Source organism: Bradyrhizobium sp. UFLA05-125, from assembly GCF_059803515.1.
The window spans coordinates 86,287-103,397 of record NZ_JBANBJ010000019.1; the positions used below are offsets into that span (position 1 = coordinate 86,287).

The 17,111-nt window shown below is 64.6% G+C and carries 14 protein-coding genes; 9 read left to right on the forward strand and 5 right to left on the reverse strand.

What is annotated here, in order from left to right; all coding sequences use genetic code 11:
- Positions 1-132: 132 nt before the first annotated feature.
- The gene (locus SO156_RS18990; RefSeq protein WP_458150015.1) at positions 133-3,009 is read left to right on the forward strand and encodes an EAL domain-containing protein; all 2,877 of its coding nucleotides are present in this window, start codon (positions 133-135) and stop codon (positions 3,007-3,009) included.
- A gap of 97 nt (positions 3,010-3,106) precedes the next feature.
- Here SO156_RS18990 and SO156_RS18995 read toward each other — a convergent pair whose 3' ends face one another.
- Positions 3,107-3,373, reverse strand: coding sequence for a DUF7662 domain-containing protein (locus SO156_RS18995; RefSeq protein ID WP_458150014.1), 267 nt, complete (start codon positions 3,371-3,373; stop codon positions 3,107-3,109).
- A gap of 146 nt (positions 3,374-3,519) precedes the next feature.
- Between SO156_RS18995 and SO156_RS19000 the strand changes: the two genes are divergently transcribed.
- A complete protein-coding gene (locus SO156_RS19000) occupies positions 3,520-5,019 on the forward strand; it encodes a GGDEF domain-containing protein (protein ID WP_498535869.1) in 1,500 nt (499 codons plus the stop codon).
- Positions 5,020-5,209: 190 nt separating this feature from the next.
- Here the strand turns inward: SO156_RS19000 and SO156_RS19005 are convergent, their stop codons facing one another.
- Complete coding sequence (locus tag SO156_RS19005) at positions 5,210-6,085, reverse strand: UTP--glucose-1-phosphate uridylyltransferase (protein WP_498535870.1); 876 nt, start codon at positions 6,083-6,085, stop codon at positions 5,210-5,212.
- 234 nt (positions 6,086-6,319) lie between these two features.
- On the opposite strand from SO156_RS19005, the gene SO156_RS19010 reads away from it, so the two are divergent.
- Both SO156_RS19010 and SO156_RS19015 read left to right on the forward strand, forming a co-directional pair.
- The gene (locus tag SO156_RS19010) at positions 6,320-7,675 is read left to right on the forward strand and encodes a lytic murein transglycosylase (protein ID WP_498535871.1); all 1,356 of its coding nucleotides are present in this window, start codon (positions 6,320-6,322) and stop codon (positions 7,673-7,675) included.
- A gap of 161 nt (positions 7,676-7,836) precedes the next feature.
- Positions 7,837-9,549 (forward strand): SGNH/GDSL hydrolase family protein, encoded by a 1,713-nt coding sequence (locus SO156_RS19015; protein WP_498535872.1) that lies wholly within the window; start codon positions 7,837-7,839, stop codon positions 9,547-9,549.
- Between the two features lie 14 nt (positions 9,550-9,563).
- Here the strand turns inward: SO156_RS19015 and SO156_RS19020 are convergent, their stop codons facing one another.
- Together SO156_RS19020 and SO156_RS19025 are read right to left on the reverse strand one after the other, a co-directional pair.
- Positions 9,564-9,938 carry a CsbD family protein gene (locus tag SO156_RS19020; protein WP_498535873.1) on the reverse strand — a complete coding sequence of 125 codons (375 nt, stop codon included), beginning with the start codon at positions 9,936-9,938 and terminating at the stop codon, positions 9,564-9,566.
- 64 nt (positions 9,939-10,002) lie between these two features.
- Positions 10,003-10,737, reverse strand: coding sequence for an SDR family NAD(P)-dependent oxidoreductase (locus SO156_RS19025; RefSeq protein ID WP_498535874.1), 735 nt, complete (start codon positions 10,735-10,737; stop codon positions 10,003-10,005).
- A 100-nt stretch (positions 10,738-10,837) separates the two neighbouring features.
- On the opposite strand from SO156_RS19025, the gene SO156_RS19030 reads away from it, so the two are divergent.
- Both SO156_RS19030 and SO156_RS19035 read left to right on the forward strand, forming a co-directional pair.
- Positions 10,838-11,617 carry an SDR family NAD(P)-dependent oxidoreductase gene (locus SO156_RS19030; RefSeq protein WP_498535875.1) on the forward strand — a complete coding sequence of 260 codons (780 nt, stop codon included), beginning with the start codon at positions 10,838-10,840 and terminating at the stop codon, positions 11,615-11,617.
- A 107-nt stretch (positions 11,618-11,724) separates the two neighbouring features.
- A complete protein-coding gene (locus SO156_RS19035) occupies positions 11,725-12,609 on the forward strand; it encodes a TauD/TfdA dioxygenase family protein (protein WP_498535876.1) in 885 nt (294 codons plus the stop codon).
- A gap of 124 nt (positions 12,610-12,733) precedes the next feature.
- Here the strand turns inward: SO156_RS19035 and SO156_RS19040 are convergent, their stop codons facing one another.
- Positions 12,734-13,378 (reverse strand): YqgE/AlgH family protein, encoded by a 645-nt coding sequence (locus tag SO156_RS19040; protein WP_458150005.1) that lies wholly within the window; start codon positions 13,376-13,378, stop codon positions 12,734-12,736.
- A 182-nt stretch (positions 13,379-13,560) separates the two neighbouring features.
- Between SO156_RS19040 and SO156_RS19045 the strand changes: the two genes are divergently transcribed.
- From SO156_RS19045 to SO156_RS19055, 3 genes are all read left to right on the forward strand, one after another.
- Complete coding sequence (locus SO156_RS19045; RefSeq protein ID WP_498535877.1) at positions 13,561-14,400, forward strand: protein-disulfide reductase DsbD domain-containing protein; 840 nt, start codon at positions 13,561-13,563, stop codon at positions 14,398-14,400.
- A gap of 175 nt (positions 14,401-14,575) precedes the next feature.
- Entirely contained in the window at positions 14,576-15,952 is a 1,377-nt protein-coding gene (locus SO156_RS19050) for a lipopolysaccharide biosynthesis protein (protein WP_498535878.1), read from the forward strand.
- A 235-nt stretch (positions 15,953-16,187) separates the two neighbouring features.
- Positions 16,188-17,012 carry a sulfite exporter TauE/SafE family protein gene (locus SO156_RS19055; protein WP_458150002.1) on the forward strand — a complete coding sequence of 275 codons (825 nt, stop codon included), beginning with the start codon at positions 16,188-16,190 and terminating at the stop codon, positions 17,010-17,012.
- Positions 17,013-17,111 lie beyond the last annotated feature (99 nt).

Genomic DNA, 17,111 nt, shown 5'->3' on the forward strand with positions numbered 1-17,111 from the left:
CCCGCAAGCGAGGCGGAAACCCTTTGATTTTCCTCGCTTTCGTGGCATCTATCGCGAAGCGCCGAACCATCTCGTTCCGTTCGGAAATGCGCTTAGCACTGAAGAGTTTGCGTCGAACGCGGAGAACTGACCTTGCGTCTGATCAGGTGCCTCGCGCCCATAGCGCTGGGCCTCATGATTCTTGTCGCCGCGTCGCCTGCACGCGCGCTTGATGCCGTCAGCGTCCGCAGCGACGCGCCCGCGATCGACCTCACCGCTGTACTCGAGCACCAGCGCAGCGACGCCGACCGCATCCAGGTCTCCACTGCGCCTGGCACTGACGGCATTGTCCGCCGCATCGAGGTGCGCGCCCGCGAGGGCGGCCAGAACTGGGTGGTGTTCGCGCTCGCCAACAACACCGACGACCAGCTGGACCGCCTGATCGTCGCGCCGCATTACCGCATCGTCTCGTCCGGCCTCTTGTGGCCCGACCTCGGGCTGTCGCGCATCGCCACCATCACGCCCTCGATCGGCGACCGGCCCGAACGCCAGGAGAGCGCGACCGCAGACGTCTTCCGCGTCACTCTCGACCCCGGCTCCGTCGTCACCTTCGTCGCGGAACTGCGCACCGACAAACTGCCGCAGCTCTATCTGTGGGAGCCGGAGGCCTACAAGGACAAGGTCAACTCGTTCACGCTCTACCAGGGCATCGTGATCGGCATCTCGGGCCTCCTTGCGCTCGTGCTCACCATCCTGTTCGTGGTGAAGGGCAGCATCATGTTCCCGGCAGCCGCCGCGCTCGCCTGGGCGGTGTTGGTCTATATCGGCGTCGATTTCGGCTTCTGGGGCAAGGTGCTCGACATGTCGAACAACGCCGAGCGCATCTGGCGCGCGGCGGGCGAAGCGATTCTGGCCGCGACGCTGCTGGTGTTCCTGTTCGCCTACCTCAACCTCAGCCGCTGGCACGTGCGCTATTCGCACATCACGGTGGGCTGGCTCGCCTTCCTGGGCTCGCTCGTCGCGCTCGCCTTGTTCGATCCGGCGGTCGCCTCCGGCATCGCGCGCATGTCGCTGGTGTTGATCGCCTTCGCCGGCTTTGCGCTGATCGTCTACCTCTCGACCCACGGCTTTGACCGCGCGGTGCTGCTGATCCCGACCTGGTTCCTGCTCGTGATCTGGGTGGTCGCGGCCGGCATGACGGTCGCAGGTTCCGTGACCAACGACATCGTCGGACCCGCGCTGCTCGGTGGCCTCGTGCTGATCGTGATGCTGATCGGCTTCACGGTCATGCAGCACGCCTTCGCGGGCGGCGGCGCCACCACCGGCGTCGTGTCCGACATCGAGCGGCGTGCGCTCGCGCTGGCCGGCTCCGGCGATCTGATCTGGGACTGGGACGTTTCCGCCGACAAGGTGTTCACCAGCCCCGAGACCGAAGCGCTGCTCGGCCTGAAACGCGGCACGCTGGAAGGGCCGGCTGCGACCTGGCTGGAGGTGCTGCATCCGCTCGATCAGGATCGCTTCCGTGCCGCGCTCGACAGCGTGCTCGACCAGCGCCGCGGCCGCCTGGTGCAGGATTTCCGCCTGCGCACGCCGGACGGCCATTTCATGTGGTTCGCGCTCAAGGCACGTCCCGTGGTCGGCTCCGACGGCGAGGTCTCGCGCGTCGTCGGCACGCTCACCGACGTCACCGAGCTGCGCAATGCCGAAGAGCGACTGTTGCACGATTCCGTGCACGACAACCTGACCGGCCTGCCCAACCGCAAGCTGTTCATGGACCGCCTCGGCGCCGTCGCCAATTTCGCCAAGACCATGCCGACGCTGCGGCCGACGCTGATGGTGATCGATCTCGACCGCTTCAAGCAGGTCAACGATTCCGTCGGCATCGCGGTCGGCGATTCCATCCTGCTCACGCTCGCCCGCCGCCTCACCCGCATCCTGAAGCCGCAGGATACGCTGGCCCGGCTCGCCGGCGACCAGTTCGCGCTGATCCTGCTGTCGGAACAGGATCCGGCCCGCATCACCGCCTTCGCCGAGACCATCCGCAAGACGATCCGCGCGCCGATCGCCTTCAACGACCGCGAGATCTTCCTCACCGCCTCGATTGGCCTCGCGCTTTCCGATCCGCAAGTCCAGCTTACGGACGAGATCATCAAGGATGCCGAGCTTGCGATGTATCATTCCAAGCGCATCGGCGGCGATCGCATCGATGTCTATAAGCCCGCGATGCGCGCGCGGAAGACCGACCGCCTGACGCTGGAAAGCGAGCTCCGCCGCGCCATCGAGCGGCAGGAGTTGACGATCCTCTACCAGCCGATCGTGCGGCTGGAAGATCGCTCCATCGCCGGCTTCGAGGCGCTGTCGCGCTGGGATCATCCCAAGCTCGGACGGATGTCGCCGTCGGAATTCATCACGATTGCGGAAGAGACCGGCCTCATCGTCGACCTCGGCCTGTTCGTGCTCGACCAGACCGCCAAGCAGCTCTCGATCTGGCAGCGCGCGATGCGCTCACGCGAGCCGATCTTCGCATCCGTCAACGTCTCCTCGCGGCAGTTGCTCCGCCACGACCTCATCCACGACATCCGCACCGTGCTGTCGCGCTCCTCGGTCGCACGCGGCACGCTGAAGCTGGAATTGACGGAATCGCTGGTGATGGAGAATCCGGAGCACGCGGCGCAAATGCTGACGCGGATTCGCGAGCTCGGCACGGGGCTATCGCTCGACGATTTCGGCACCGGCCATTCCTCGCTCGCCTATCTCCAGCGCTTCCCGTTCGACACCATCAAGATCGACCAGTCCTTCGTGCGCACCACGAGCCGCGGTACCCGCCCCGTGATCCTGAAATCGATCATCGCGCTGGCGCACGATCTCGGCATGGACGTGGTGGCGGAAGGCGCGGAGACCGATTCGGACGCGGTCGAGCTCTACCAGCTCGGCTGCGAATACGCACAGGGCTTCGCCTTCGGCGAGCCGATGGACGCCGACGCCGCGATGCGGCTACTCACGGAAGTGCGGCTGGAAGCGGCGAGCTAGAGCATGATCAGGAAAAGTGTGAAGCGGTTTTCCGAAAAGATCATGCTCAAACAACAACCTAAAGCGCGATGACGATTCAACTCAATCTCATCGCGCTTTAGTAGCGCCGCTTCTCGCTCGGCATTCGCCTGAACCGCACGCTCTTGCCGTCCGGCATCCGCGTCGCCGTGAAGCCCGCCGCGAGGCAGGCTTCGCGCTGCGGCATCTGGATGTCGGGGCTGCGCAGGCTGTCCCACCAGGACGCGCGTTGCGCTGCGCGCGGCAGAGCAGCGCCGATGATCTCCTCGATCTGGTCAAAGCTCAGCACGAGCTCCATCTGCTTCTGCCGCTTCAGGTAATCGCGCAACGCATCGTAGTCGTTCACCGTCGTCCTCGATCGTTCATCGGGGTCCCGCCCTTGCCGAAAAGCGCTAGCCCCGGAAACCATTCCTTAACTGATTGCGGCACCGGCGTCCCACCTTAAAGACTACTCAAGATTTCAGGCGCATCCACTAGTGTCGGGAGCAAGTGATGCTGTCTGGATGGCGCGAAGGCACGGCCCGGCGGCCGTGGCGGATCTCGGCGAAGCTGCTGATCATCTCGTCGGTCGTGACGGTGATCGGCTTTTCTGCCATTTGCGTCAACGTGATGCTGGACATGCGCCGCGGCGAGGAGGCGCTTGCCCGCCAGACCCTGGAAAACCTTGCCACGACCATCGAGGCCGACATCAGCCGCAACATCGAGATCTACGACCTGTCGCTGAAAGCGGTGGCCAGCAACATGCTGCTGCCCGAGATCGGGACGGTCAGCAAATCGATCCGGCAGCTCATCCTGTTCGACCACGCCACAACCGCCAAGCATTTTGGCGCCATTCAGGTGTTCGACGCCGACGGCAAGCTGACCATCGACGCATCCACGCTCGACCCGGTTGCGGAGAACCGCGCCGACGAGGAGTATTTCAGGGTTCACCGCGACAACCCCAATGCAGGGCTGTTCATCAGCCGCCCGATGCTGTTTCGCGGCGCCTACGCCATCGTGCTGAGCCGGCGGGTCAACGATCAGGACGGCGGCTTCATGGGCGTCGTCGCCGGATCGATCCGCTTCAGCTATTTCCACGAGCTGTTCGAGCGGCTGAGCCTCGATCCGCAGGACACCATCACCGTGCTCAAGCGCGACCGCACCATCATCATGCGGCGGCCGTTCGATCTCGACGTGATCGGCAGAAATTTAGCCGACCGGCAGAGCTGGAAGGCGGACAATTTGAAGGAAGGCGGTTCTTTCGCGGGACAGGGCCCGGTGGATACGACGCCGCGCCTCTATGTCCGCAGCAGCAGTACCACCACCCCCCTGTTCGTCGTCGCGGGCAAGCCGCTCGGCACCGTGTTCGAACTCTGGCAGAAGGAAGCCTTGCGCATCGGCGCCGTGGTGCTGGTGCTCGCATTGTTCGTGCTGGGCTCGACGGCGGTGCTTGCGCGCGAGATCGGCCGGCGCGCCAAGGCGGAGAACAAGCTCGAGGAAATGGCGACCACCGACGCCCTCACGGGCCTGCGCAATCGCCGCAAGTTCGATTCCGTGATCGACGTCGAATGGCGGCGCGCGATGCGCCAGAAGACTCCGGTCGCCCTCTTGATGATCGATGCCGATCACTTCAAGGCTTACAACGATACGTTCGGCCACCAGGCCGGCGACCAGGTGCTGGTCGGCATCGCCATCTGCATTTCCGATTCCGTGCGCCGCGCCGGCGATTGCCCCGCACGCTATGGCGGTGAGGAATTTGCCGTGCTGCTGCCGGACACCTCGGAAGCCGCCGCGCTCAAGATCGCCGAGACGATCCGCTGCAAGGTGCAGGGCTGGTCCGACGACCAGGCGAGCACGACGGTCTCCTGCGGCATCGCCAGCCTCGTCCCCACGGCCGGCATGGACTGGTCCATCCTGGTGACCGCCGCCGACAAGGCGCTCTACGCCGCCAAGGCCGGCGGCCGCAACCAGTCCGTGGTTGCGAACATTCCAAAGCTGTCGCTGGTGGCGTGAGCTGTCGCTACACTGCCGTCATTTCCCGGCGGAGGCAGGGACCCATAACCACAGGGAGTGGTTGTGGCGCGAGCTGCCGGTTAGCGAGTCTTCGCCAAACTCCTCCCTGTGGTTATGGGTCCCGGATCGGCGCTCCGCTTCGCTGCGCTTGTCCGGGACGACGTCGGGAGGCACCGAGAGATAGCGTACGCTATCCGCCCAGATACTTCTTCATTTCCGCGAGCAGGCCGTCGCGCAGTTCGGGGCGCTTCAGGCCGTAGGCGATGTTGGCGCGCAGGAAGCCGGCCTTGGAGCCGCAATCATGGCGCTCGCCTTCGAACTCGACGCCGTAGAATTTCTGAGATCTGGCGAGTCCGATCATGGCGTCGGTGAGCTGAATCTCACCGCCGGCGCCGCGCTCCTGAGTCTCCAGGATCTTGAAGATCTCGGGCTGCAGAATGTAGCGGCCGGTGATCGACAGATTAGAGGGCGCGGTGCCTTTCGGCGGCTTCTCCACCATGCCGTCAACCTCGAAGATCTTGCCGGTGCGTTTTCCCACGCCGCAGATGCCGTATTGATGCGTGAGATGGTCGGGCACAGCCTCGACCGCGAGCACGTTGGACTTCTCGCCAAGCTGGCTTGCAGCCTCGATCATTTGCTTCAGGCAGCCCGGCGTGTTGAGCACGAGCTCGTCGGGCAGCACGACCGCAAACGGCTCGTTGCCTACGATGTCTCGCGCGCACCAGACCGCGTGGCCGAGGCCAAGCGGCGCCTGCTGGCGAGTGAAGCTGACCGCGCCGGCCTCGGGCTGGTTTTGCGCCAAAACTTCCTGCTCGGCCTTCTTGCCGCGCGCGGCAAGCGTAGAGTCGAGCTCGAACATGCGGTCGAAATGGTCCTCGATGACGTTCTTGTTGCGCCCGGTGACGAAGACGAAATGCTCGATGCCGGCCTCTCTCGCCTCGTCATAGACGTACTGGATCAGCGGTTTGTCGACGATGGTCAGCATTTCCTTGGGCATCGCCTTGGTGGCGGGCAGCACGCGGGTGCCGAGGCCGGCGACGGGGAATACGGCTTTGCGGATTTTCATGGGATTGATCGAATACCTTGGGACGTGCGGGCTGGAGCAATGACATCTTGCTAGCCGGTTTGCAGCCGGTAACAAAGGCGGATGTTGGGCCCCTGCCCCGGGGATTCAAAGGAAAATGCCGTCTGCAAAATTTCACCTTTGTTAAGGTATTGGCAACCGTAACAAGGGCCTCCTGCAGCCGGATTTTGGCCGCACAGGTGAGACATGACGCGATCGATGGCAGGACTTGCAGGAATGACCGGCGCAACTCTGGTTGCGGCCGCCCTCCTGTTCCCGCTTCAAACGCGCGCGCAGGGATCAAACGGCTTGTCGAACCTGTTCGGCGGCATTTTCTCCGGCTCCAATCCATCGCCCGCGCAACCTGCACCCGGTTCGGGCGGCGCGCAGGCAGGAAGTCAGTCTTGGAGCGGCGAGGACGGCGCTTCCGGCCATCCCCTGATGACGGCAGCCGCGATCCGGGAAGCCGCCGCCAATTTTGACAATTGCGTTGCATCGATGTGGCCGGATGCCGCACGCCGCAACATCACGCAGGAGAATTTTCAGCGGTTCACCGCCGGACTCACGCCGGACCTGCGTATCATGGACCTCCTGGACTCGCAGCCGGAGTTCACCAAATCGATCTGGGACTATCTCGACATCCTCGTGAACGACAACCGCCTCGCCAAGGGCAAGGAGATCCTCGCGAAGTACAAGACGCAGTTCGACGCCACGGAGAAGGCCTACGGCGTCGACCGCTATATCGTCGCGGCGATCTGGGGCATCGAATCCAACTACTCGACCCAGATGGGTGACCGCAGCGTGCTGCAATCCACCGCGACGCTGGCCTGTATCGGCCGCCGCCAGGCCTATTTTAGGGATGAGTTCCTCTCCGCGCTTGAAATCCTCAACCATGGCGATCTGCAGCCTGAGCAGATGCGCGGCTCCTGGGCCGGCGCGTTCGGCCCGACGCAATTCATGCCGACTGCGTTCAAGCGCTTTGCGGTGGATGCCGATGGCGACGGCCGGCGCGACGTGGTCGACAATCCGGCCGACCTGATCGCCTCCACAGCCAACAATCTGAAGAAGGACGGCTGGCAGAGCGGCGCGAGCTGGGGTTACGAGGTCGTGGTGCCCCAGGACTTCAACTACATGCTGGCCGACCGGGCGAAGGCGATGACGATCACGCAATGGGAGAAGCTCGGGATCACCCGCGCCACCCGCCAGCCCTTCCCGCACCCGGCCGAAAAGGCCTATCTGCTGGCTCCTGCCGGCGCCCAAGGGCCGGGCTTCCTGATGCTGCAGAATTTCCGCGTGATCATGAAGTACAACCCGGCCGAGGCCTACGCGCTGGCGATCGGCCATTTCGCCGACCGGCTGCGGGGTGGCCAGCCCTTCGTGCAGCCCTGGCCGCGGCAGGAGCGGGAGCTGTCCCGCGGTGAGCGGCTGGAATTGCAGCAGCTCCTGGCCCAGCGCGGCTTCTACAAGGGCACGCCCGACGGCCAATTCGGCGGCCAGACCCGCGACGCCCTGCGCAACTTCCAGGCCTCGATCGGGGCTCCCGCGGACGGATTTGCGTCCTCTGACGTGCTGGAACGGCTGCGCGGGCGGTAAATCCGTCCCGAAAGTAACCCTGAGCACGAAATCCGGCCTCCGCCCTTGACGAGGGCGGCAGTTCCCCGGTGTATGGCGCAATCAAATCTGCCCGTTTGCGGCCCGATTCCGTTATTATACCGAGCCTATTCCGAAACCGTAGCGCGCGCCTCCAGACCCGCATGTCGAAGCCGAAATCATTTTTCAAGGCGTTGACCGAGACCGGCCCGTTAATCGCGCTGGGGACGGCGCTTGCGATCATGGTGTCGGTCGCGGGCCCTGCGTCGGCGCAGTTCTTCAACTTCCCCGGCTTCGGCGGTCCGCCGCAGCGTTCTGCGCCACCGCGCAGTGGTGGTGGCTGGTTCGGCGGCGACTTCTTCGCGCCATTCCAGCAGCCTCAGCAACAACAGGCCCCGCGCCAGGATTTTTCGCGCGCGCCCGCGCCAGCCAAGCGCGACACGACTGCTGAGAAGAATGTCCTCGTGATCGGCGACGCCATGGCCGACTGGCTCGCCTACGGTCTTGAGGACGCCTATACCGAGCAGCCCGACATGGGCGTGATCCGCAAGCACAAGACCACGTCCGGCCTGATCAAGTACCAGCCGAAGGGTGAGCCCTCGGACTGGGCCGCCGCGGCCAGGGGCATTCTCGAGACTGAGAAGCCCGACGTCATCGTCGTCATGCTCGGCCTGAACGACCGCCTGGCGATCCGCGAGCCCGCGGCGGACAAATCCGACAAGCCTGCGGACAAGAAGAATGACAAGGGCGCGCGCGCCAAGCCGCAAGGCAAGCCGGGCGACGCCAAAACCGACACCAAGGCCGGCACGGATGCCGCCGCCAAGCCCGACGACAAGCCAGCAGACACCGACCTGCCGCAGGACGACGTCGACAGTGCCGATGCACCGCAGACCGCGGCGCCGGAAAAGACCGCACGCTCGCCGAATGGGCTCTATGAATTCCGCGACGACCGCTGGGTCGAGCTCTACGGCAAGAAGATCGAGGAGCTGATCGGCGTGCTCAAGTCCAGGGGCGTGCCGGTGCTCTGGGTCGGCCTGCCCGCGATCCGCGGTCCGAAGGGCACGGCGGATATGCTGTTCCTGGATTCGCTCTATCGCGAAGGAGCAGCCAAGGCCGGCATCACCTATGTCGATGTCTGGGACGGCTTTGTCGACGAAGCGGGCCGCTTCCTCCAGAAGGGCCCCGACTTCGAAGGCCAGATCCGTCAGCTCCGCACCTCTGATGGCGTCTATTTCACCAAGGCTGGCGCACGCAAGCTCGCACACTATGTCGAGCGCGAGATTACGCGCCTGCTGGCGGGGCGCTCAGGCCCGATTGCACTACCGAGCGAGCCGGCAACACCCGATACCAGCGCCGAGCCCGGCAAGCCCCCGCCGCGGCCGCTTGCGGGGCCGATCGTGCCGCTGGTTGCGGCCTCGATCTCCACCGATCAGTTGCTGGGCGGACCGGGATCGCGTCCGGCCGCCGTCGATGCACTCGCGGCCAAGACGCTGGTGAAGGGCGAGCCGCTGACGGCGCCGGCAGGCCGCGCCGACGACTATGCCTGGCCACGGCGCGAGGTCGGTCGCGAGCAGGCCAAGGGTGATACGCCGGTCGCGACGACGACGCCCGAGAGCGGCGCCGCTAATCCAAATGCGGGGTCTGCGCCGAACGCTGCGGCCGCGATCGCGCCGCCAAAGCCCGCGCCGAAGAAGCCGCCGGTGCAGCAACCGGCGCAGGCAGCGCCGTCGCTGCGCGATTTCTTCAGCTTCGGCTCGCCGTCGCCGCGTCAACTGGCACCGCAGCCTCCGCGCAACCCCAATTTCAATCCAGCGATCCCACGTCCGCCGGGCAGCATTGGGCGATCGGCGGAATTCTGGGGTAATCCGCCGCGATAGTCGTCTCGACTAGGTTAGCTGTAGTAGCGCCAGCGTGGCGGCGGGCGGCGGGCTGGCCGCGACATCAACAGCGCGAGCGCAAAGCCGACGCCACCGGCGACCAGCAGCGCGCCGAATGGGTTGTCCCGCACTCTCTTTGCAAGTGCCTGCGTCCCGTCGCGGAACGTATCCTGGCCAGCGTCATAAGCGTCCTTCGCGTAACTGGCAGCGGTATCCGTGGCATCGCGCGCGGCATCCTTGGCCTGCCCGTACAGGTTCTGCACGGTGCCGGCCGCTTCGCGCGCCTTGGCCGAGGCCTGCGTCCTCGCGTCTCCCGTCATCTCACCGACCGCACCTTCGACACGTCCGGCATACTCCTTGGCTGATCCGGCAATCCGATCGTTGTCCATGTTGGTCCTCCTCGGGGGTCAGCCGAAGTAACCGATCAGGCGCGGCGCGGTTCCGCATCGTCGCTTAGAGAATGAGCCCGCCGTCGACGACGATCGTCTGGCCGATGATGTAGGACGACAATGGCGAAGCCAGGAACAAGGCCGCGCCCGCCATATCCGCCGGCGTGCCCAATCGCCGCAGCGGAATGCGTGACAGCGCGCCCTCGAGCCGCTGGGGATTGGATGTCGTGACTTTGGTCATCTTGGTATCGACGAGCCCCGGCGCGATTCCGTTGACGCGGATGCCGTCCCCGGCCCAGGCCTCGCCCAGCGTCCGAGTCAATCCGACAGCGCCGGTCTTCGAGGCGTTGTAGGCCGGATTGCCCATGGTGGAGTGATAGGCCGCAGTCGACGAGACGATGATCAGCGATCCCCCCGAATCCCGCAGCATGGGATGAAAGCGCGTGGCACAGGCCATCAGGCTCATGAGATTGACTTCGAGTACCCTACGGAAGCCCGCCATCTCGAATTCGCCGCGGCGATAGATCACCGCGCCCTGTGCCAGCACCAGCACGTCGAGACGTTCGAACGACGGTTTGAACGCTTCGATCCCCCTCGCATCGCTGACATCGAGTTGGGCGTAAGCCAGACCCGCGAGATCCGAGCCTTCTTCCGCTGAATAGTCCTTCGCATGTGCGCGGGTGCCGCAGACCGCGACTTGCGCACCCTTGGCACGAAAGGCCTGTGCGATGCCGTTGCCGATGCCGCTGGAACCGCCGACGACCAGCACTTGCTTACTTGAGAAATCGAGCTCGTTCATCGCGGCCTCCCTTTGCTTTTGCTTTGTTTGACGTGTGTGGGGATCGATGCCAGCCTTGTCAATCTCACAACAACAAACATGCAGGCCTCGGGGAAACAGCATGCCAGAGTTCAAGCAGCTCAGCCGATCGGTCAGGGGATTGACCGTTCTCATTACAGGCGCGGCAAGCGGCATGGGACGCGCTACGGCACGCGTGTTCGCCGCTGAAGGCGCCAATGTCGCTGTGACCGACTACGACCCGGATGGTGCGCAGGCCGTCACCAGGGAGATCACCGCGAGCGGCGGCTCTGCCGAGGCGTGGAAGCTCGATGTTGCCAACACCAAGGAGATCAGCCGCGTGGTGGGCGACGTCGCTGCGCATTTCGGCGGGCTCGACATCGTCGTCAACAATGCCGGCATTTCCGTGCGCGTCGCGATCGACGACGAAGGTTACGAAGACGCCTGGGCCAAGGGCATCGCGGTGATGTTGACGGCGCATCCGCGCATCATCCGCGCGGCCCTGCCGCATCTGCGCAAATCGAAGAGCCCACGCATCGTCAACATCGCGTCCTCCGAGGCGCTCGGCGCCACCGCGCTGCACAGCCCCTATTCAGCCGCCAAGGGCGGCGTTGCGAGCCTGACGCGCTCACTCGCGGTCGAGCTTGGCCGCGATGGCATTACCGTGAACTGCATCTGTCCAGGGCCGATCCGCACCGCGATCACCGACCGGATTCCGGAAGATCACAAGACGATCTACGCCAAGCGCCGCACCGCGCTTGGCCGCTATGGCGACCCTGAGGAAGTCGCGCACATGACCTTGAGCCTGTGCCTGCCCGCAGCGTCATTCCTGACCGGCGCGGTGATCCCGGTCGACGGTGGCTTGATGGCGCGGAACGCGTGAGAGCCATGCGCGCATAGCGTTGACATCGGCAAGCGCGGGGATAGCCTTTTCACCAACAGAGCGGACAAACCGCCCGCGGGCCCCGGGAGAACACCAGGAGAATCGCAATGACGATCGCTATCCGGCAGCTTCAGAAGCATTTTGCCGGCGAGGTTTCGGGCCTCGATCTGCGCCAGCCGCTCACAAGGGATGAGGCGCAACAGATCGAGGCTGCGATGGACGAATACGCGGTGCTGGTGTTTCACGACCAGGACGTCACCGACGAGCAGCAGATGGCCTTTGCGCTGAATTTCGGCCAGCGCGAGGATGCGCGCGGCGGCACCGTCACCAAGGAGAAGGACTATCGCCTCAGTTCGGGCTTGAACGATGTCAGCAATCTCGGCAAGGACGGCAAGCCGCTGGCGAAGGACAGCCGCACGCATCTGTTCAATCTCGGCAATTGCCTCTGGCATTCCGACAGCTCATTTCGCCCGATCCCTGCAAAGTTCTCGCTGCTGTCAGCGCGCGTGGTGAACGCGAAGGGCGGCAACACCGAATTTGCCGACATGCGCGCAGCCTATGACGCGCTCGGTGACGAAACCAAGGCGGAGATCGAGGATATGATCTGCGAGCATTCGCTGATGTATTCGCGCGGCTCGCTCGGCTTCACCGAATATAGCGACGAGGAGAAGGCGATGTTCAAGCCGGTGTTGCAGCGCCTGGTGCGCACGCACCCGGTGCACCGTCGCAAGTCGCTGTATCTGTCCTCACATGCCGGCAAGATCGTCGGCATGAGCGTGCCCGAGGGCCGGCTCTTGCTGCGCGATCTCAACGAGCACGCGACGCAGGCTGAATTCGTCTACGTCCACAAATGGAAGCTGCATGACTTCGTGATGTGGGACAACCGCCAGACCATGCACCGCGTCCGCCGCTACGACCAGTCACAGCCCCGCGACATGCGCCGTGCGACCGTGGCAGGCACCGAGCCGACAGTGCAGCAGGCGGCGGAGTAGCCACATACTGCGCTGACGTCCTGGACAAGCGAAGCGCCAGAACCCATTACCACTGGAAATGGCTTGGCGAGAGCTGGCGCTTACCAGCGACCCAACAACTGCTCGCCGGGACGACGATCAAGCGCTACGCGTGCCCGGCCTCGTTCGAGAGCATGCCGGGGTCGATGCCGATTTTGCGCAAGGCGCGGGCGTACTTGTCCTCGACGTCGTCGCCGAAGATCAGATCCGCATCCGCGTCGCAATGCAGCCAGCCGTTGCTCTGGATCTCGGTTTCGAGCTGACCCGGCGCCCAGCCGGCGTAGCCGAGCGCGAGGATCGCATGCTTCGGGCCGGAGCCGTTGGCGATCGCGCGCAGGATGTCGACTGTCGCGGTGAGGCAGACGCCATCGTCGATCCGCAGCGTCGCGTTCTCGATGTAGAAGTCGCTGGAATGCAGCACGAAGCCCCGACCCGTATCGACCGGGCCGCCGCGCAATACCTTCATGCTCTCGGCGTTCTCCGGCAGCTTGATTTGCGCACCCTTCTTGATGATACCGAGTTGCTCCAGCAACTCCGGAAAATCGATGCTGCCGGCGGGATGATTGACGATGATGCCCATCGCGCCTTCCGCAGAATGCGCGCAGAGATAGATCACCGAGCGTTCGAAGCGGGGGTCGCCCATGACCGGCATGGCGATCAGGAGCCGCCCGTCGAGATAGCCCGCCGAATTGGGGACGGCGGGGCTGGCCGCCGGGGTGCTGTCGCCAGTTCTCTTGCCTGCAGAACCCATCGGTGAAGCACTCCCCTCTCGGTTCATATCCTGATGTCGGGCTTGCCCGCTGTCAAATCAAGGCTTGCGTAGCCCGAATTCCCCAAGCCTAACTCCGAAGTCTAATTCCCAAGCCTCATTCCGATGCATCCATCACAAGCAATTCAATGGTTTGCACCGCAGCGACCCTGTAAAGACGTGCCATGCTCACCATAGTTCCCAAGCTCGCTGCGACCATCGTCGCCGCAGCCTTGCTCGTCTCGGCGCAGCCCTCGAGTGTCCGCGCTGACGACGCCTCGCCCTGGCAGCGCGACGGCCATTCCGCCGTGCGCCTGTTGGCCGGATCGCGCAGCGGCCCGGTGCTGCTCGGCGGCATCGCATTCCAGCTTCAGCACGGCTGGAAGACCTATTGGCGTACGCCCGGCGATTCCGGCGTTCCACCGCGGTTCGACTTCTCCAAGTCTGAAAATGTCGAAGCTGTGACCGTGATGTGGCCGGCGCCGCTGAAATTTGACGACGGCGCCGGCGGCCATTCGATCGGCTATCACGACCAGATCGTGCTGCCGCTGCGCATCGTCGCCAAGGCCCCGGACAAACCGGTGATCCTGCGCGCCGAGATCAACTACGCGGTCTGCGAAAAGCTCTGTATCCCCGTTGATGCCAGCGCCGAACTCGGCTTCAACAGCGTCGCCTCGACCGAGGACGGTGCGCTGTTCGCGGCGCTCGACACCGTGCCGAAGCCCGCCAATATCGGCGATCCCACTCCGCTGACGATCCGCGACGTCAAGCGCGAGGGTGCGACGAAGGTGCTGGTCGACGTGGCCACGCCCGATGGGCGCGACGTCAACCTGTTCGTGGAGGGGCCGACGCCCGACTGGGCGCTTCCGATCCCCTCACCGGTCGAGCACAGCACGGCGGGCGTCAAGCGCTTCGCCTTCGAGCTCGATGGCCTGCCGCCCGGCGCCAAGCCCGATGGCGCCGCGTTGAAGTTCACGCTGGTGGGGCCGGAGAAGGCGTACGAGTTCAATGTCAATCTGAATTGAGCCGAGGTGTCATTCCGGGGCGGGCGTAGCGCGAACCCGGAATTCCGCGCCACCACCTCTGGATTCCGCGTTCGATGCTGCGCATCGCCCCGGAATGACGGACGGCACCGTTTCTTAACGAATGGTTGCTACGCCAAACCCTGCCGCATCTTGCGGGGCGCAGGGGATCTTCGACGTGGCCATGATGGACGCACAACCTGCAACGCGTGAGCCTGTCGGCCTCATCGCGCGGCTGCGTGCCAGGCTGACCGGCGCGGGCGGTAGCACGAGCGAGGCGACGCTGACACGGCGGCTTGCGGGCACCATATTCCTCATCCGCGTGATCAGCGCAGGTCTTGCCTATCTCTCGCAGATCCTGTTGGCGCGCTGGATGGGCACGTCGGACTACGGCGTCTACGTCTACGTCTGGACTTGGGTGCTGCTGCTCGGCAGCATGATGGATTTCGGGATCTCGGCTTCCGCACAGAAGATCATCCCGGAATACCGCACCAGCCGCGAGGATGCGCTGCTGCGCGGCTTTCTTTCCGGCGGCCGCTGGCTGACCTTCGTCGTCTCGACCCTGGTCTCGCTTGCGCTGGCCGGCATCGTCTTCCTGCTCTCGCCATGGATCGATCCGGCCGCGCGGCTGCCGCTCTTCATCGGCTGCATGACGCTGCCAGCCTTCGTCGTCGCCAACACTCAGGACGGCATCGCCCGCGCGCATGACTGGATGCAGCTGGGCCTGATGCCGCAATTCATCATCCGCCAGGCGCTGATCATCGGCATCACCGCGTCAGCCTTCCTGTTCGGCTTTCATCTCGGCGCGACCGCTGCGATGGCGGCAAGCGCGGCCGCGGTGTGGATCGCGATGACCGGCCAGATGGTGGCGCTGAACCGCAAGCTCGCTGATTACGTCGAGGACGGCCCCAAGGCCTACGATATCAGCGGCTGGCTTGCGATCTCGCTGCCGATCCTGCTGGTCGAGAGTTTTTACCTGCTGTTGTCCTACACCGACGTGCTGGTGCTCCAGCAATTCCGCCCCTCCGACGAGGTCGGCGTCTATTTCGCCGTCGTGAAGACGCTGGCGCTGGTATCCTTCATCCACTACGCGATGTCGGCGACGACGGCACATCGCTTCGCCGAGTACAACGCGCTCGGCGACAAGAACCGTCTGTCGGCCTATGTCGCGCACGCCATCAGCTGGACGTTCTGGCCCTCGCTCGCGGCAACCGCCGTGCTGCTGGCACTCGGCAAGCCGCTGCTCTGGCTGTTCGGACCGCAATTCGTGATCGGCTACGACATCATGTTCATCGCCGCGGTCGGGCTCGTGGTGCGCGCGGCGATTGGCCCGGTCGAGCGCCTCCTCAACATGCTCGGCCACCAGAAGATCTGCGCGCTCGCCTACGCGCTGGCCTTCGTGATGAACGTCATCCTCTGCATCGCACTGGTGCCGCGCTTCGGCGGTTATGGCGCGGCCGCCGCAACGTCGATCTCGCTCACCTTCGAGACCGTATTGCTGTTCTGGATCGTGCGGCAGCGGCTCGGCCTGCATGTGCTGGCGTTCGGGAACTAGCACCGGCTGCTGCCCGCGCCGGCCAACAACCGGCTTATGCAAAATCCTTCACCTGGATCGCCTTCCGCCCCGAAACGTCCATTTCGCGGAAGGGTGGGGAATTGGGCAAAATACCCCCTCGTCACCCACCTACAGCACGATTTTTCTTATTTGGCCCAAGGAGTTGCAGTTCAGGGGAAGTTTATTCTACGTCGTATTGCCCTGCAGACGAGATAAACCTAGATTCCAGCCAGACATGATTGATCCGCTCTACGTCGCTTCAGGATTCGGCGTCGGCCTGCTCGTCGGGATGACCGGTGTTGGCGGCGGCTCGCTGATGACCCCGCTGCTGATCCTGTTGTTCGGCGTTCATCCGTCGACAGCGGTCGGGACCGACCTGCTCTACGCCGCCGGCACCAAGACGGGCGGCAGCGTGGTGCATGGCTGGTCGCGCAGCGTGCATTGGCCTGCGGTGCTGCGGCTTGCATGCGGCAGCATTCCCGCGAGCGCGCTGACCCTGTTCGTGCTGTGGAAGCTCGATCTCAAGAGCGACGCCGAGCGCGGCCTGGTCAATCTGGTGCTGTGCTTCGCACTGCTGCTCACCGCAACCTCGCTGATCTTCCGCAAGGCGATCATGGAGCGCTATCGCAGGACGCTCGAAGGCGTCGACGAGCGCACCACGGCGATCGCGACCGTAGTCACCGGTGTCGTGCTCGGCGTGCTGGTCTCGATTTCGTCGGTCGGTGCCGGCGCGGTCGGCGTGACCGTGCTGCTCCTGCTCTACCCGCGCCTGCCGATGGCGACCATCGTCGGCTCCGACATCGCACACGCCGTGCCGCTGACGCTGGTGGCCGGCACCGGACACTGGGCGCTCGGCGACGTGGATTGGGGGCTGATGGGCGTGCTGCTGATGGGCTCGCTGCCCGGTATCGTGCTCGGCAGCTTCAGTGCCACGCGCGTGCCGGAGACGGTGCTGCGCCTGACCCTTGCCAGCGTCCTCTTCGTGGTCGCCGGCAAGATCATGTTTGCGGAGCTGAACCTGTCGTCGGCGATCGTCACCGCGCTGGCCTGGACTCATTGACCGCAGAACAGCGGCACAACTCTCGCTGTCATCGCTATCCAGTACCGCGAGACGGCTGTGATTGAATCGATAGGCCGCGGCGTACTGGATGCCCCGCCT

Excerpts from the sequence above, each read along its gene's own strand:
- SO156_RS19000 (WP_498535869.1), top strand. The coding sequence starts at position 3,520 with ATGCTGTCTGGATGGCGCGAAGGCACGGCCCGGCGGCCGTGGCGGATC.
- SO156_RS19005 (WP_498535870.1), bottom strand. The coding sequence starts at position 6,085 with ATGAAAATCCGCAAAGCCGTATTCCCCGTCGCCGGCCTCGGCACCCGC.
- SO156_RS19010 (WP_498535871.1), top strand. The coding sequence starts at position 6,320 with ATGACCGGCGCAACTCTGGTTGCGGCCGCCCTCCTGTTCCCGCTTCAA.
- SO156_RS19015 (WP_498535872.1), top strand. The coding sequence starts at position 7,837 with ATGTCGAAGCCGAAATCATTTTTCAAGGCGTTGACCGAGACCGGCCCG.
- SO156_RS19020 (WP_498535873.1), bottom strand. The coding sequence starts at position 9,938 with ATGGACAACGATCGGATTGCCGGATCAGCCAAGGAGTATGCCGGACGT.
- SO156_RS19025 (WP_498535874.1), bottom strand. The coding sequence starts at position 10,737 with ATGAACGAGCTCGATTTCTCAAGTAAGCAAGTGCTGGTCGTCGGCGGT.
- SO156_RS19030 (WP_498535875.1), top strand. The coding sequence starts at position 10,838 with ATGCCAGAGTTCAAGCAGCTCAGCCGATCGGTCAGGGGATTGACCGTT.
- SO156_RS19035 (WP_498535876.1), top strand. The coding sequence starts at position 11,725 with ATGACGATCGCTATCCGGCAGCTTCAGAAGCATTTTGCCGGCGAGGTT.
- SO156_RS19040 (WP_458150005.1), bottom strand. The coding sequence starts at position 13,378 with ATGGGTTCTGCAGGCAAGAGAACTGGCGACAGCACCCCGGCGGCCAGC.
- SO156_RS19045 (WP_498535877.1), top strand. The coding sequence starts at position 13,561 with ATGCTCACCATAGTTCCCAAGCTCGCTGCGACCATCGTCGCCGCAGCC.
- SO156_RS19055 (WP_458150002.1), top strand. The coding sequence starts at position 16,188 with ATGATTGATCCGCTCTACGTCGCTTCAGGATTCGGCGTCGGCCTGCTC.